Source organism: Streptomyces sp. NPDC050743, from assembly GCF_044456925.1.
Lineage (GTDB): Bacteria > Actinomycetota > Actinomycetes > Streptomycetales > Streptomycetaceae > Streptomyces.
Genome location: NZ_JBITGJ010000138.1, coordinates 1 through 15,264 on the forward strand (window position 1 = coordinate 1; position 15,264 = coordinate 15,264).

Sequence of the window (15,264 nt, forward strand, 5' to 3'; positions counted from 1 at the left end):
ACAGCCGGCCGAACGGAGCAAGCACGCCACCCCGGCCTGCTGGCCCCGCACGGACATCGGGTGGGCATCACCTCATTACGTGATGACTCTTAGGAACACACCTACGGCGTAGTAGTCATTGCAGCCAGCCCCCACCGAATCCCTCCCGCCAGCCACCAGGCCTGGGCGGGAGTGTCCGAGCCGTCGTTTCCTCGTGGCGGCGATGGAGGCACCGACAGCCTGCAAGCCAGGACACGGTTCTCTCGACCACCCGGCGATGGCGATCCAGCCGTTGTTAGGGTTCGACGCTTTTTGCCGGCCGTCGGCGCGTGCCGCTCTCATCGGTTCGAGCAACTCGCCTGTGCGGGGCGGGACTTCGGGCGTGCCATGACGTATAGCGCTCGCCCCATTCGGGTGACTTGTACGACTATTTTTGGTAAATGAGAAATGGATGTGCAATTCCTAATAAGCAATGTCTTTCCATGATGTCGCGGCACCGAGGGGCGCAATATCGACGCATCCCCGGCCGGCCGGTCGGGGAGTGGCGGGGCGTCAGCCCTGGCTCGCGACAGAAAGGCATGACCATGATCAACACATGGAAGCGGGCTGCGGCCCTGGGGGCGGCGACGGTGGCCCTGACCGCGGGCGCGGTCGTCGGTACGGTCGGCACCGCGTCGGCCGCGCCGCAGCACCACCACCCGGCGTCTACGGGATGGCGCCATCGCGTGGTGGTGCCGGGCCACTGGGCGCGGGCCTGGCACCCGGTGTACCGGGACTGGCACCACCGCGCGTCCGCCGACCGCTGGAACCGCGTCTGGCGACCGGCCCACCTGGAGTGCCACCACCGTGACACCGTCGGCCGCTGGTAGGAGCGGCGGCGATTGAACCAGCCCTGGTACGCCCCGTTCGGCGGCGTACCAGGGCCGGTTCATGTCCCCGCACCGCCCTCCCCAGTTGTGGGCGACTCACGCTCATCGGGGTGCGCGACGGCGCCGTTCGAGGACAAGCCGCACTCGGCTCCCAGTATTCGCGCCGACGATCGGTATCGTCCGCCCCACCGGGCCTGCCGCACGACGGCCCACGAGGAGGAGGATCACGATGGCCGATCGCACACCGGGAACCGCGCCCGGCGACGGAGGTGCGACACAGGTGCCGGAGCCTCACCATCCGTCCGCGCACGACACGGTGCGCCTCGCGCTGGTGATCGGTGCGCTCGGTGTGGTCTTCGGTGACATCGGCACCAGCCCGATCTACACCCTCCAGACCGTGTTCAACCCGAGCGACCCGCACCCCGTCCCCGTCACCACGCAGAACGTGTACGGAGTGGTGTCGCTGGTGTTCTGGTCGGTGGTGGTCATCGTCCTGGTCACCTATGTGCTGCTGGCGATGCGCGCCGACAACGACGGTGAGGGCGGCATCATGGCGCTGATCACCCTGGTACGGCGGTGGGGCTCACAGCGGAGCCGGCGAGCGGCGGCCGTCCTGGCCGCGCTGGGCATCTTCGGCGCGTCGCTGTTCTTCGGCGACAGCATGATCACCCCGGCGATCTCGGTGCTGTCCGCGGTCGAGGGACTCAAGGTCGTTCAGCCGTCGCTGGACAGCGCGGTCGTACCCATCACCGCGGTGATCATCGTGGTGTTGTTCCTGGTGCAGCGCCGGGGAACGGCGGCGGTGGGCCGGGTGTTCGGGCCGGTCATGATCGTCTGGTTCGTGGCCATCGGCGCCTGTGGGGTCACGGGGATCGCCGACCACCCGCAGATCCTCAGAGCGCTGTCGCCGACGTACGCCCTGGGCTTTCTGTTCGGTCATTTCGGCACCGCCTTCTTCGCCCTGGCCGCGGTCGTGCTCGCGGTCACCGGCGCCGAGGCGCTGTACGCCGACATGGGGCACTTCGGCCGTCGGTCCATCACCCGCGCCTGGCTGTTCTGCGTCTTCCCCGCCTGCATCCTGAGCTACTTCGGCCAGGGCGCGCTGATCCTCGCCGATCCGCGCAACATCAGCAGCCCCTTCTTCCTGCTCGCGCCCGACTGGGGGCAGTGGCCGATGGTCGTGCTGGCCACAGCGGCCACCGTCATCGCCTCCCAGGCGGTGATCACCGGCGCGTACTCGGTCACCTCCCAGGCCGCCCAGCTCGGCTACCTCCCGAGGCTTCGGATCGCGCACACCTCCGAATCCACCATCGGCCAGATCTACGTACCCTGGATCAACTGGCTGCTCATGGTCTCGGTCCTCACCCTGGTCTTCGCCTTCCGCAGCTCCACGGCGCTGGCCTTCGCGTTCGGCATGGCGGTCACCGGCACCATCACCATTACCACCCTGCTGTTCTTCTATGTCGCCCGCGCGAAGTGGGGCACACCCGTGTGGCTGATCGGCATCGGCGCGGCCGTGCTGCTCCCCGTGGACCTGCTGTTCGTGGCGGCCAACCTGACCAAGCTCGTGCACGGCGCGTGGCTGCCGCTGCTGATCGGCGTGACCGCGTTCACCGTCATGACGACCTGGCAGCGCGGCCGCGAGCTCGTCACCGCGGAACGGGCGCGGCTCGAAGGTCCGCTGCCCGAGTTCGTCGACGACCTCCGCTCGGAAAGGGTGCCGACGCTCCGGATCCCCGGCACGGCCGTCTTCCTCAACCGGGGCAAGCAGACCGCGCCCTTGGCCATGCGGGCCAACGTCGAGCACAACCACGTCCGGCACGACCAGGTCGTGATCCTCTCGCTCGAGACCGAGCCCGTGCCCCGCGTGCCGGCCGAGCAGCGGATCGTCGTCGACGACCTCGGTTACGCCGACGACGGGATCATCCACGTGACCGCCCGGTTCGGCTACATGGAGACACCGGACGTGCCCGGCACACTCGCGATGCTCGATCCGTCCCAGACCGAAGGGCCGCTGCAGCTCGACCAGGCGTCGTACTTCCTGTCGAAGATCGACCTTCGGCGCGGCAAGTCCCCGACGATGGCACCCTGGCGCAAGCGGCTGTTCATCGCCACCTCCTACATCACGGCCGACGCCGCCGAGTACTTCGGTCTCCCCCGCGACCGCACGGTCATCATGGGCTCGCACGTCGAGGTGTAGGCGCGCACGGCGGGGGTCCGCTTCCTGATGGGGCCCCGGCCGGGTCGGTCGGCGAGGAGGGCGGCTCTGGTGGCGCGGCCGGCGAAGTCGACGCCGAGGGCCTGGAGCGTGCCGACGGTGACGAAACCCGGGCTGCTGACGGGCCGGCCGGCGAGGACGAGCCGGAACACGATCCGGAGGTAACGCCTTGGCCGCGTAGAGGATCTCGGCGTCGGGGACGGCGTCCGGTAGGTCCGGCAGCGGTCGCGGACCTCGGCCTCGTCCAGGACGCGGACGGGGGTGCCGAAGCGGTCGGCGAAACGCCGGCGGTGACGCCGAGCGGTGCGGTCGGCGCGCGCGGCTCGGGCTCGGCGGGCCTGTCCATGTCCACTGCGGGGGAACCTGGTGGATACGGGTCCAAATGGCTGGGCACCCCCGGACCGCGAGGAGGCGGGACGGGAGTCACCGCTGAAGCTCGTGCCCGCCCATCCCGGTCCCCCGCCGGCTCCTGACGCGATGCCCGTCATTCCGGGGCTCCGTCCAGCAGCGTTCTCTTCGTCCGGCATCCTGTACAGGGGGCCGGTCGGACGTTGGGAGGAACTGTGGTGAACGAGGGCGCTCGGGGCTCGTGGGGGGCTGAGGCTGCCGGGGCGTCTCCGCAGTTGCGGCTTGATGCTCTGCTGGACGACCTGCAGCAGCAGGTGACGCAGGTGCGGGCCGCCCGGGACCGGGTGCACACCTTGCTGGACGCGGTGCTGGCGGTCGGCTCGGACCTGGATCTCGAAGTCGTCCTGCACCGCATCGTGGAATCGGCGGTCACGCTGGTGGACGCCCAGTACGGGGCGCTCGGCGTGCTGGGGGACGAAGGCACGATCAAGCAGTTCGTCACGGTCGGGATCGACGAGGAGACCATCGCCCGCATCGGGCCCTACCCCCGCGGCGAGGGCATCCTCGGCCTGCTCATCCGGCACCCGGAGCCGCTCCGCCTGGCTGAGCTGGCCGAGCATCCGGCGTCCGTCGGCTTCCCGGCCGGACACCCGCCGATGACCAGCTTCCTCGGCGCCCCGGTCCGGGTGCGCGACCAGGTGTTCGGCAACCTGTACCTCACCAACAAGCAGAGCGCCGCGGAGTTCGACTCCGACGACGAAGCGGTGCTGCGCACGCTGGCCGCGGCGGCCGGTGTGGCGATCGACAACGCCCGGCTGTACGACGACGCGCACCGCCGGCAGCGGTGGCTGGCGGCCAGCAACGAGCTGACCCGCAGCCTGCTGTCGGGCGCGGAACCCGCCGCGGTGCTGGAGTCCTTCACCGAGACGGTGCGCGAGATGGCCGGGGCGGACCTGGTCACCTTGGCCGTACCGGTCGGCGGCAGCGGCGAACTCGTCATCGAGGCGGCTTCGGGAGAGCCGGCCGAGCAGGTCCACGGGCTCGTGCTGACCTCCTCGACCCTGGCCGCGAAGGTCTTCACGTCCGGCGAGACGATCACCAGCGACGCCGTCAGCGCCGACCCGCGCACCGAGGGCGGCAGCGCCTCGGTGGTGGAGCTGGGGCCGGCGTTCCTCGTCCCGCTCGGCACCCGGGAACACGTGCGCGGCGTGCTGCAGGTGGCCAACGCGCCGGGCGGCTCCGCCTTCACCGACGCCGTCATCGACATGGTCACGGGGTTCGGCAACCAGGCCGCGCTGGCCCTGGACGTCGCCGAGCACCGCCGGGACACCGAGCGCATGCTCGTGCTCGACGACCGCGACAGGATCGCCCGGGACCTGCACGACCTGGTCATCCAGCGGCTGTTCGCAGGGGCGCTGTCGTTGCAGTCCACGCTCGGCCGGGTCACCGACCGGCCGCAGGTGGGCGAACGGATCCAGCGGGTCGTGAACGACCTCGACGACACCATCAAGATCATCCGCTCCACCATCTACGGCCTGCGTGGGCACGACCAGCCCCGTCACGGCAGTGGACTTCGGGCTCAGCTGGTGGCCGCCACCGACCGGGCCGCCGAGTCCCTCGGCTTCGCCCCGGCGCTGCGCATGACCGGACTGCTCGACACGGCCGTGTCCCCCGAGCAGGCCGAGCACCTGCTGGCCGTCCTCGGCGAGGCCCTGTCCAACGCCGCCCGGCACGCGCAGGCCCGCGCGGTCGACATCAGTGTCGAGGCGACCGACGCCGCTCTCCGGCTGCGCGTGGCCGACAACGGGCGCGGGATGGACCCGGCCGTCGCCCGCCGCAGCGGTCTGGCCAACCTGCGCAAGCGCGCGGAGGACCTGGGCGGCACCTTCAGCCTGTCGCCGAACCGGCCCAACGGCGTCGTCGTCGAATGGGTCGTACCGCTCTCGCCCGCGGAGTGACCGTTCGGCCGGCGGTCGGTGGACCGGGAGTTGTTCCGTGCGGGGAGTTGCCGTGCCCGGGCGTGCGGCACTCCGCCCGGCGGCAGAGGCTGCGCCGGGCGGACGGGGGGCTGAGCAGGGGGCGTCGGGTCAGGCGGACGGCTCCGGCATGCGGGTGCCGACCCGGGCGCGTACCGCCTCGACGGTCTCCCACTGCTCGGTGCTCAGCAGCGCCGCGCCGACAAGGTGAGTTCGTCGCCGGCTCGCACGCTGCGGTGCAGCTCGGTGGAGACCTCGCCCTCGGGGGCGCCTGCGACGCTCGCCACCCGCTTGACGGTGATGCGCCGCAGCCGGTCGCCGGGGGCGTTGGACAGGCTGTACTGGCGGGTCTGGTGGATGCCGTCGGCCAGGAGCACGCGAACGCTGACGTACTGGCCGGCACGGGCCCCGGGCAGCGGGCCGTCGTCGGCCGGGTGCAGCAGGAAGGAGGCCACGTCGGGGGTCTCCTCCCGCCGCTCCACCACGGTCCACTGCCGCCACGGCTTGCGCGGGTCGACCTGTGCCTCCTGGAAGAGGCGGGCCTCCTGGGCGATGAGGGCGCCGGCCATCAGCCAGTACACCTCGTCCCAGGCGGCGGCCACGTCCGGGGTGACGGCCTCGCCCAGGACGTCGCCGATGGCCCGGAAGAGGTACTTGTGGACGATGGTGTATTGGTCCTCGGTGACGCCGAGCGCGGCGTGCTTGTGCGCGATCCGGGCCAGCAGGGCGTCCGGGCGGGTGCCGGGGTCGGCCAGCAGCGCCTTGGCGAAGCCCGCGATGGACCCGGCCAGGGCCCGGCGCTGCTCGCCGCTGGCCTGGTTGCCGCGGTTGAACAGGCCGTCCAGCGGCTCGGGTTGCTCGGCGAACACGGTGCCGTAGAAGCGCGTGGTGATCTCGTCCAGGGCGCCGCCGACGGCGGGCAGGGTGGCACGGACCACGGCGGCCGACTCGGGCGAAAGCATGGGACTCCTCCGGGATGCGGGCAAGTTGGGGCACGGCGTTCACCGTCACGGCCGGGATCCGTGGTGCGGGTCGACCGGCACGTCGATCATTCCGGCGCGGCCGTCACCCGCCATAGGGCCGAACCGCCCTGAGGACAGACAGGTCCCGTCGGTCCGGCCCCGGCTTGTGAACCGCTCAGGCACCTCACGCCGGGGCACACCGGTACGCATCCGGAAACGCATCCCGAAAAGAGGAGGTGGAAGGCCTAGACGAAGTCGAGAACATCCCTGACGGGACGGCGGGGTGTGGCGGGTCCCTGGGGCCCGTAGCCCACGCGCAGCACCATCTGGACGTGGCCTCTGCCGGCCACCGGGTCACGGGCGAGCAGGCGCAGGTCCGGGCTCTCCAGGGCGTGTGAGGTCAGGGAGGTCGCCAGCCCCGCGAGGGTCGCCTCCAGCAGGACGCGCTCCAGGGCCTGACCCGCGCGGAGCCAGTCCGAAGGCGCGTCGCCCGGTGTGCTCAGCAGCGCCAAGTGGGGGTTCCTCTCGAAGGAGGTGGTGCCGCGATCGGCCACGGGACGGCGGCCGGCGAAATCACGCAACGGGGCCTTGCCGTCCCTCATCCGGGGCCCGAAGGCGTACTCGGGGACGCCGTCGGTGGCGATGTCCGCCTCCGGACCGAGCCGGGTCCAGCGGTGCAGGTCCTCCATGCCCTCGGGATTCGAGGCGTCCCGGCTCTCCGCGTCGTGGACCAGTCCGAGCACGGTTTCCACGTGCCAGGGTCCGGGGAACAGCAGCTCGGCTCCCTCGTGGTGGGCGGCGTCCCGCAAGGCGGCTCGTGCGTCCTCCGGGATGTCCTTCTCGTCGAAGGGGTGCCGGCTGGTGTGCCGCTCGCGGATCGCGGGGTGCAGGCGCGAAAGGCCGTCCTCGTCCGCCGAGGACGGCGCCTCCCCCAGCCGGACGGTGGCGAGCAGCAGCGGCTCGGCGGGATCCGGCAGCAGCTCGGCCACGGGGGCGAACCCGGCGTGCACGGCGGCTACGCGCAGATTGAACAGAGCCGCGCCGCAGCCGATGTGCAGCGCCCTGTTCTCGGGATCGGAGCGAGGCATGGCCCGGTCGAGATCGGCGAGCAGCTGGAGGGCCCGCTCACCGGCCACGAACCGGAAGCGCCATGGCTGCGCGTTGTGCATGGACGGGGCGGCGACGGCCTCGCCGACCAGCGCGGCCACGATCTTCGCGTCCAGCTGCCGCGTGTCCATCGCGCCTCCCTCACAGCACACGGTCGCCATCGCCGGCCACTTCCCAGTATCCGCCGAACGGCGTCGGCGGCCCCGCGAAGCCCACAGCGCCACAGAGCCACCACCAGACGTCTGGTCCAGACCTATTTGCGGTCAAGAAATCAGGCTGTGCCGGGGGTGACCAGCACGTTGTCGCCGGAGCGGCCGGCGAGGTAGTCCTCGATGTTGGCCACAGTGGTCCGGGCGATCTGGCCGACGGCGTCCCTGGTGAAGTAGGCCTGGTGCGACGTGACGAGGACGTTGTTGAAGGTCATCAGCCTCGCGAGGCGTTCGTCGGTCATCACCTCCAGCGACTTGTCCCAGGAAGAACACACCGGCCTCCTCCTCGTACACGTCGAGGCCCACACCGCTCAGCCGCCCCGCGCGCAGCGTCTCCAGCAGGGCGTCGGTGTCCACCAGCCCACCGCGGCTGGAGTTGATCAGGATCGCGTCGTCCTTCATCAGCGCCAGGGCCTCGGTGTCGACGAGGTGACGGGTCGCCGACAGCAGCGGCACGTGCAGGCTCACCAGGTCCGCCTCGGCGAACAGCCGCTCGCGCGAGACGTACTCCATCCCGAGGGCGACGCAGTCGGGAGTCTCCGCGATGTCCCAGCCGAGCAGCCGCATCCCGAACCCGTGGGCGATCCGGGCGAACGCCGTACCGATCTTGCCGGTGCCCACCACACCCGCCGTACGGCCCCGCAGATCGCGGCCCATCAGCCCGTCGAGCCGGAAGTCGAACTCCCGGGTACGGTGCGCGGCCCGGACGATCCGGCGGTTGACCGCCAGCGCCAGCGCCCAGGCGAACTCGGCGACCGAGTACGGCGAGTAGTACGAGACCCGGGCCACCGTGAGCCCGAGTCCCCCGGCGGTGTCCAGGCCGACGTTGTTGTAACCGGTGGACCGCTGGGCGATCATCCTGGTGCCGCCCTTGGCCAGCGAGCGCAGGACTTCCGCGTCCAGGGTGTCGTTGACGCTGCTGAGGACGACCTCGTCGCCGGCGGCGGTCGGGGCGGTGTCCCGGTCCAGGAACATGCCGAGGCACCGCAGCTCGTGCCGGCCGGCGAACGCGGTGTCGAACGCTTCCCTCAGCAACGGCTCCTCGTCCGCGAGAACGCCGTACGCAACGATCTCCACCTGCTGCTCCTCCCGCCGGGATCAAACGATCACTTCTCCACCGTAGGCCGCGGTCGACGAGGTGGAGAGGGCCGATGGGCTCGGGAAGCGGGCCCCTTGGTCCTGGGACGCCGGGCAGGCCCGTGGCACCCGTCCCGGCCCGGACACGCAGGTCGGCCGGCGGCGGTGGCGCCGCTCGTAGACCGTGCCACCGATGACAGGACCCGAGCGGTTGACGACCGGCGAAAGCAGGATGCGCACCTCCTGTGCTTCGGTCTGCTCGATACCGCCGGCGTCGAGCCACGGCCGCACCGCGGGCGCTGAGGATGCCGTTCAGCGTGCCGGCGGCAGCCGCGTCGAAGGCCTCGTCGATCCTCCACCGGCGCCCGGACGACGACCCCGGCCGGCGCGTCACGCCCGCTGCGGTACGACGGCGACCGTGCAGGCGGCGTGGTGCAGCACCGCGTGGGCGACACGGCCGAGTTGGAGGCCGTAGTGGCCCTCGCGCCGCCGGGCTCCGACGACCAGCAGGTCCGCCTCGGCCGAGACGGCCGGCAGCACCTGGCGGGCGGGGCCCTCGACGGTGCGCCGGCGCACCTCGACATCGGCCGGGACGTCCCGCAGGGCCGCTTCCAGCACCTCCGCGGCCCGTTCCGCATGCTGTCGGGCGGCCTCGCCGGACAACTGGCCGTGCTCGATGCTCTCGTGCGCCGGGCAGCGCCAGGCCCGTACGGCGTCCAGGGGCACTCCGCGCAGCCGCGCCTCGTCCACGGCGAAGCGCACCGCCGCCGCGCTCTCCGAATCGTCGCCGACGCCGACGGCGATGCGGCCGCGCACCCCGGACCGCGCCTGGTTGTCGTGGCTGCCGCGCAGCACGACGACCGGGCAGTGCGCGTGACCGGCCACCGTCACGCTGACGGAGCCGAGGAGCGCCTCGGCCACTCCGCTTCGGCCGCGGGAGCCCAGGACGACCGCCGAGGCGGTGCGGCTCTCCCGCACGAGGGCGTACTCCGGCTCCTCGGGCAGTACGTCGGTGGAGATCTTCATGTCGGCCTGCCGGCGCCGGGCCCGCCGCTCGGCGGTCGCCACCACGTCCTCGGCCATCACCTGCTCGGAGGGCTTGCCGAACTCTTCGGCGAGCGAGACGCCCTCGTACCGTTCCCACAGCGAGGCGTACACCAAGCGGATCGGCACCCCGCGCACGGCGGCCTCGTCGGCCGCCCAGTCGACGGCCCGCAGGCTCGGCTCCGAGCCGTCCACACCCACGACGATCGGGAGGTCCATCGCCGTCAGCCCTCCGCTGCGAGGTCGAAGACGACGCGGGCCTTGACCTGGCCGCCCAGGACGTCGCCGATGGATTCGTTGACGGAGGTGAGGGGCCGGGTCTCGTGGACGACCTCGGTGCGGCCGGCCGCGTGGAGCTGGAAGACCTCGGTGAGGTCCTGCCGGGTGCCGACGATGGAACCGATCACCGAGGTGCCGTTCAGCACGGTGTCGAAGACCGGGACGCGGACGGTGCCGTGCGCGGGCAGGGCCACCATCACCAGCTTACCGCCGCGTCGCAGCCCGGAGTTGACCGCCTCGAACGCGGCGTCGTTCACCGCGAGCGCGATCGCGGCGTGGGCCCCACCGTGCTGCCTGAGCACCTGGCCGACATCCTGCGTGCGGGCGTCGATGACGAGATCGGCGCCGAGTTCCTTGGCGAGTTCGAGCTTGTCGTCGGTGACGTCGATCGCGGCGACGGTGGCACCGGCGATCTTCGCGTACTGCAGGGCGAGGTGGCCGAGGCCTCCGACGCCGGAGATCGCCACCAGCTGGGTGGGCCGGACCTCGGCGACCTTCAGCGCCTTGTACGTCGTCACGCCGGCGCAGGTCAGGGGGGCGGCCTCGAACGGCGTGATGCCCTCGGGCACCGGCTGGGCGAAGTCGGCCCAGGCGAGCATCTTCTCCGCGTAGCCGCCGTCGCAGCCGTAGCCGGTGTTGATCTGCTGCTCGCACAGGGTCTCCCAGCCGGACAGGCAGTGCTCGCAGCGCCCGCAGGCCTTGCCCAGCCACGGCACGGCGACCCGCCGGCCGACGGTCAGGTGGGTGACGCCGTCACCGAGCGCCTCGACCACGCCGACGCCCTCATGGCCGGGCACGAACGGCGGGTTCGGCTTGACGGGCCAGTCGCCGTGCGCGGCATGGATGTCGGTGTGGCACAGTCCGGAGGCCGACGCGGATGCGGACCTGGCCGGGGCCGGGCTCGGGATCGGGGCGTTCCTCGATGACGAGGGGTTCGCCGAAGGCTCGTACGACTGCTGCCTTCATGTGTCAGCTCCTCAGGGTGCGTCAGTCGTGCGGGACGACGGCGACGGGCGCGGTGGCGTGGTGCAGGACGGCATGGGTGACGGGCCCGATGTGGGCGCCGGCGGCGGACTGGCGGACGCGCCGGCCGACCACCACCAGAGAGGCGTCGCGGGAGGCGTCGATCAGGAGGTTGGACGGGCTGCCGAAGCTGGACTCCGCGACGACCTGGACGTCCGGGAACTTCTGCCGCCAGGGGGCCAGCACCTCGGCCAGGGCGCCGGCGTCGGTGTCCGCCAGCAACTGCTGGATTCCGGGGTCGGGAGCCATGCCGTAGGCGTAGTACGGCGTCGGGTTCCAGCCGTGCACGACGCGCAGCGGCGCCTCGCGGCGGGCGGCGGCGTCGAGGGCGAACCGGATCACCGTCTCGTCGGGGCTGGCGAGGTCGAGTCCGAGGACGACCGGCCGGAAGGAGGTGGCGGCGGACGGCGCGCCGGCCCCGTCCGTCTCGTGCTCGTCCGCGGCCTGCTCGCCGGCCCGGACCAGGACGACGGGCCGCTCGGCGTGCGCCACGACCCCGAGTCCGACGGAGCCCACCAGGAATCCGGCGATCCCGCCCAGCCCGCGCGAGCCGAGGACCAGCAGCTCGGTGTCCTTCGCCGCGCCCGCCAGGGCCTCGGCGGGCGAACCGCTGAGCTGCTCCGTGCTCACCTCGACATCCGGGTGGCGCAGCCGCAGGCCTTCGGCGGCCTCCCGGGGGATCCGCTCGGTCCAGTGCTGGTAGGTCTCGGCGCCGAGGAACGGGGCGTGGGCCGTCGGAGCCGGTGCGGGCTCCCAGACCTGCACGAGCCTGACGGCCACTCCGCGCAGCTTCGCCTCGCGGGCGGCCCATTCCGCGGCGGCGCGGCTCTCGGGCGAGCCATCGAGACCCACGGTGATGGTGCGGGGCATGATCTCCACCTCCTGAATCGGGGGGACCCGATTCCGACGTCGTGCTCAGGGGTTGCGCGGGCAGGGGCCGCCGGGCCCCTCATCCCTCACTCTCGTCCGGTGCACGGCGTCGCGCCGGATGCCGAAGGTCTCCACCGGATGGGCTGAACGTCCCTGTCCGGCGGGCCGGTTGGGGCGAGAGCCAGCCGGACAACGCGTCGCGTGGTACACCGGATCGCGCCTGGCAGCGGGCGGCGCCTCGGCTCTGCCAAGGCATGGATGACGGCTCCCGGCGTGCGGACGAGCTGTCGATCACCTGGCAAAAGCGCCTGCGAGGGGCCGGGCGACCCGCTGACCAGGGTGGTCGACGGGGAACGGCTCCGCGAGGGACACATTGTCCCCGGGCCGCCGGGAAGCGGCGCCTGGTGCGCTCCCGGAGCCGCCCGGCTCTCACCCCGGCCAGACGGCGGGCGCGGCCGGAAAACGGAGCCTAGATTGAAGGTGAAGTCGTGGAGGCGGGAAGGGAGTGCTGCCGGTGGCATCGCGGGTCGACCACACGGCGCTGTTCGCGGCCACGCCGAGCCCTTACCTGGTGCTCGGTCCGGACCTCGTCATCGTGGACTTGAACCGGGCCTACCTGGCGGCCACCGGGCGCACCCGGCAGGACCTGCTCGGCCGGCACGTCTTCGCCGCGTTCCCCGACAACCCCGCCGACCCGGAGGCCGACGGGGTCCGCAATCTCGGTGCTTCCCTGCACCGGGTGCTGGCCACTCGCCGGCCCGACACGATGGCCCTGCAGAAGTACGACATCCCCGTCATGGGCCGGCCCGGGGTGTTCGAGGAGCGCTGGTGGTCCCCGGTGAACACGCCGGTGGTGGGCCCGGACGGTCCGGTGGCCTACATCATCCACCGGGTGGAGGACGTCACCTCGTTCGTCAAGGCGCACCGGGCCGCCCACCCCGCCGCCGGCATCCGGGTGGGTGAGCGCCTGGACGAAACCCAGGCCCTGGAGGCCGAACTGTACGCACGTGCGCGGGAGCTGCAGCGGCTGAACGAGGAACTACGGCAGGCCCACACCCGCGAACGCGAGGTCGCCGTCGCCCTGCAGCAGGCCATGCTGCACGCCCCCGACCTGGCCCGCCACCGGCTCTCTCAACGTGTGCGGCGACTGGTACGACGTCGTCGACATCCCGCCCGACCGGCTCGCCCTCGCCGTCGGCGACGTCATCGGCCACGGCCTGGAGGCCGCAGCCGTCATGGGCATGCTCCGCAGTGCCCTGTCCGCCGCCATCCGCGCCCTGGAACGGCCTGCCCAGGCGCTGGAAGTGCTCGGTCTGTACGCCCGGTCCATCGACGGGGCGCTGGGCACCACCGCCGTCAAAGCGATCGTCGACACCCGCAGCCGCCTGATCACCTACAGCAGTGCGGGCCATCCACCGCCGGTGCTCCTCCACCGCGACGGCCGCTGCGAACTGCTGGACCAGGCCACCGACCCGCCACCCGGCACCCCTCCCCAGCACGTCCCCCGCCCACAGGCGAGTGCGACCTACAAGTCCGGGGACACCCTGGTGCTGTACACCGACGGACTCATCGAACGCCGTGGTGAGGACATCGACGCCGGTCTGGGCCGGCTGATCGACGTGCTCAACGAGTGTGTTCCCCTCGACACCGAACAGCTCGCCGACACCGTCCTGGCGCGCCTCGGCGTCGCCGGCGGCGGCCGCGACGACATCGCCCTGGTCGTCGTACGGCTCTGAACGTGGGCCACGGCGCGGCCGGCCGGGGTGCGATCCGTACCGCCCAGGGACTTCAGCTGTTTTCTGGCGAGGAACCCCGGGCCTTCACTTCAGGCCCGGGAGGAATCGCCTCCTCGACCACGGCGCGGCGCAGCGGCGCCGTTTCGCTGCGAGTCAGGTCCCGCGGCCGACGGGACAGTGATTGCCAACACTCGGTGGTGCTGCACATGGGTAGCTGCAGCCCGAAGCGGGCCCGTTGTCAGTGCCGAGGGGTACGGTTCGTCGCGTGAAGATCGTCGTGCAGGCAAAGCTGCTGCCGACCGCCGAACAGGCGGTCGCGCTGCGGTCCACCCTGCTCGACTGCAACGACGCCGCGAACTGGGTGTCGCAGGTCGCGTTCGACCGGGGCGTCCCGCGCGAATACGAGCTTCGCAAGCACACGTACGCCGAACTCAAGGCCCGAGGCCTGGGAGCCCAGGCGGCGCAACATGTCATCAAGAAGGTCCGGGACGCGTACACGACGCTGCACGCGAACATCAAAGCCGGCAACCTCGGAAAACCGCGCTCGCAGCGGCGGGTGCAGGTTGAGTCGAAGCCGATCACGTTCCGGGCCGGCGCGGCTCAACCATACGACGATCGATGTTTGAGTTGGCAGCATGATGCGGGCACTGTGTCGATATGGACGACGGCCGGCCGACTCAAGAGCGTGCGCTTCATCGGGTCCGCAGACCGGCTGAAAACGCTGCGCGAGTACCGCAAAGGCGAGTCGGACCTCGTCGAACGCGACGGCGAGTTCTATCTCCTCGCAACATGTGAGGTCCCAGAGGCGGAGCTCAACGAGGACTCGAGCGGGTTTCTCGGCGTCGACCTCGGAGTTGTGAACATCGCGACCACGTCCGACGGCGACGTCCTCGCAGGCCGGAGTCTGAACCGGTACCGGGCCCGGCAGGTACGCCTGCGCGCCAAGCTGCAGAAGAAGGGCACGAAGTCTGCGAAGCGCCGACTGAAGCAGCGGTCCCGGCGCGAGCGGCGGTTCGCCGCCAACACCAATCACGTCATTTCGAAGCGCATCGTGGCAGAGGCTGAACGCACCTCGCGCGGCATCGCCCTGGAAGATCTCAAGGGCATCCGTGCGAGGGTACGGCTCAGAAAGCCCCAACGGGCCGCGGTGCACTCGTGGGCATTCGCCCAGCTCGGGCAGTTCCTGGAGTACAAGGCACGCCGTGCCGGCGTGCCCCTGGTCTTCGTCGACCCGGCGTACACCAGCCAGACCTGCTCCGAGTGCTCGTATACAGACAACCGGAACCGGGCCTCGCAGGCCCGGTTCCACTGCAGGTCGTGCGGCGTCGTTGCGCACGCCGACCTGAATGCTTCCCGCAACATCGCCCGCAAAGGCGAGACCGCGTGGAATGCGGGGCGTGAGTCACGCGTCCCGGTCGCCTCTCCGTAGGCGGCTCGGATGCGGGAGGTCACGCGGCAGCCAGCCGCGCCCTACTGAGGTTCCCCCTGCCGGCCGGACAGCTTGATACTGGGACGGATGGTCCCGGAGGAAGCAGTCACAGGTAGTGAGTAGCAAGAGCAACATGAG

At 71.4% G+C, this 15,264-nt stretch carries 7 protein-coding genes and 6 pseudogenes; 5 read left to right on the forward strand and 8 right to left on the reverse strand.

The window, feature by feature from the left end; genetic code table 11:
- Nucleotides 1-190 precede the first annotated feature (190 nt).
- A pseudogene (locus tag ACIBJF_RS47315) lies at nt 191-274 on the reverse strand (IS5/IS1182 family transposase); the annotation flags it as partial.
- Between the two features lie 289 nt (nt 275-563).
- Between ACIBJF_RS47315 and ACIBJF_RS47320 the strand changes: the two are divergent.
- Together ACIBJF_RS47320 and ACIBJF_RS47325 are read left to right on the forward strand one after the other, a co-directional pair.
- Nucleotides 564-848: a hypothetical protein gene (locus ACIBJF_RS47320; RefSeq protein ID WP_399183924.1), complete on the forward strand. Its 285-nt coding sequence runs from the start codon at nt 564-566 to the stop codon at nt 846-848.
- A 229-nt stretch (nt 849-1,077) separates the two neighbouring features.
- Nucleotides 1,078-3,048: a potassium transporter Kup gene (locus ACIBJF_RS47325; RefSeq protein ID WP_399183926.1), complete on the forward strand. Its 1,971-nt coding sequence runs from the start codon at nt 1,078-1,080 to the stop codon at nt 3,046-3,048.
- 183 nt (nt 3,049-3,231) lie between these two features.
- On the opposite strand, the pseudogene ACIBJF_RS47330 reads toward ACIBJF_RS47325, so the two are convergent.
- Nucleotides 3,232-3,554 (reverse strand): annotated as a pseudogene (locus tag ACIBJF_RS47330) (hypothetical protein); the annotation flags it as partial.
- Nucleotides 3,555-3,689: 135 nt separating this feature from the next.
- On the opposite strand from ACIBJF_RS47330, the gene ACIBJF_RS47335 reads away from it, so the two are divergent.
- On the forward strand, nt 3,690-5,372 hold the full coding sequence (locus tag ACIBJF_RS47335) for a GAF domain-containing protein (protein ID WP_399183928.1): 1,683 nt from the start codon (nt 3,690-3,692) through the stop codon (nt 5,370-5,372).
- A gap of 215 nt (nt 5,373-5,587) precedes the next feature.
- On the opposite strand, the pseudogene ACIBJF_RS47340 reads toward ACIBJF_RS47335, so the two are convergent.
- The 6 genes and pseudogenes from ACIBJF_RS47340 to ACIBJF_RS47365 form a co-directional block, all read right to left on the reverse strand.
- Nucleotides 5,588-6,352 (reverse strand): annotated as a pseudogene (locus tag ACIBJF_RS47340) (globin domain-containing protein); the annotation flags it as partial.
- A gap of 245 nt (nt 6,353-6,597) precedes the next feature.
- On the reverse strand, nt 6,598-7,590 hold the full coding sequence (locus ACIBJF_RS47345; protein ID WP_399183931.1) for an Acg family FMN-binding oxidoreductase: 993 nt from the start codon (nt 7,588-7,590) through the stop codon (nt 6,598-6,600).
- 140 nt (nt 7,591-7,730) lie between these two features.
- Nucleotides 7,731-8,745 (reverse strand): annotated as a pseudogene (locus ACIBJF_RS47350) (2-hydroxyacid dehydrogenase).
- Between the two features lie 390 nt (nt 8,746-9,135).
- Nucleotides 9,136-10,008 carry a universal stress protein gene (locus tag ACIBJF_RS47355; RefSeq protein WP_399183934.1) on the reverse strand — a complete coding sequence of 291 codons (873 nt, stop codon included), beginning with the start codon at nt 10,006-10,008 and terminating at the stop codon, nt 9,136-9,138.
- A 5-nt stretch (nt 10,009-10,013) separates the two neighbouring features.
- Nucleotides 10,014-11,034: pseudogene (locus ACIBJF_RS47360) on the reverse strand (zinc-dependent alcohol dehydrogenase).
- Nucleotides 11,035-11,055: 21 nt separating this feature from the next.
- On the reverse strand, nt 11,056-11,961 hold the full coding sequence (locus ACIBJF_RS47365) for a universal stress protein (protein WP_399183935.1): 906 nt from the start codon (nt 11,959-11,961) through the stop codon (nt 11,056-11,058).
- A 514-nt stretch (nt 11,962-12,475) separates the two neighbouring features.
- On the opposite strand from ACIBJF_RS47365, the pseudogene ACIBJF_RS47370 reads away from it, so the two are divergent.
- Together ACIBJF_RS47370 and ACIBJF_RS47375 are read left to right on the forward strand one after the other, a co-directional pair.
- A pseudogene (locus tag ACIBJF_RS47370) lies at nt 12,476-13,697 on the forward strand (PP2C family protein-serine/threonine phosphatase).
- Nucleotides 13,698-13,962: 265 nt separating this feature from the next.
- A complete protein-coding gene (locus tag ACIBJF_RS47375) occupies nt 13,963-15,126 on the forward strand; it encodes an RNA-guided endonuclease InsQ/TnpB family protein (RefSeq protein ID WP_399183937.1) in 1,164 nt (387 codons plus the stop codon).
- Nucleotides 15,127-15,264 lie beyond the last annotated feature (138 nt).

Coding starts and splice junctions, on each gene's coding strand:
- ACIBJF_RS47320 (WP_399183924.1), top strand. CDS start 564: ATGATCAACACATGGAAGCGGGCTGCGGCCCTGGGGGCGGCGACGGTG.
- ACIBJF_RS47325 (WP_399183926.1), top strand. CDS start 1,078: ATGGCCGATCGCACACCGGGAACCGCGCCCGGCGACGGAGGTGCGACA.
- ACIBJF_RS47345 (WP_399183931.1), bottom strand. CDS start 7,590: ATGGACACGCGGCAGCTGGACGCGAAGATCGTGGCCGCGCTGGTCGGC.
- ACIBJF_RS47355 (WP_399183934.1), bottom strand. CDS start 10,008: ATGGACCTCCCGATCGTCGTGGGTGTGGACGGCTCGGAGCCGAGCCTG.
- ACIBJF_RS47365 (WP_399183935.1), bottom strand. CDS start 11,961: ATGCCCCGCACCATCACCGTGGGTCTCGATGGCTCGCCCGAGAGCCGC.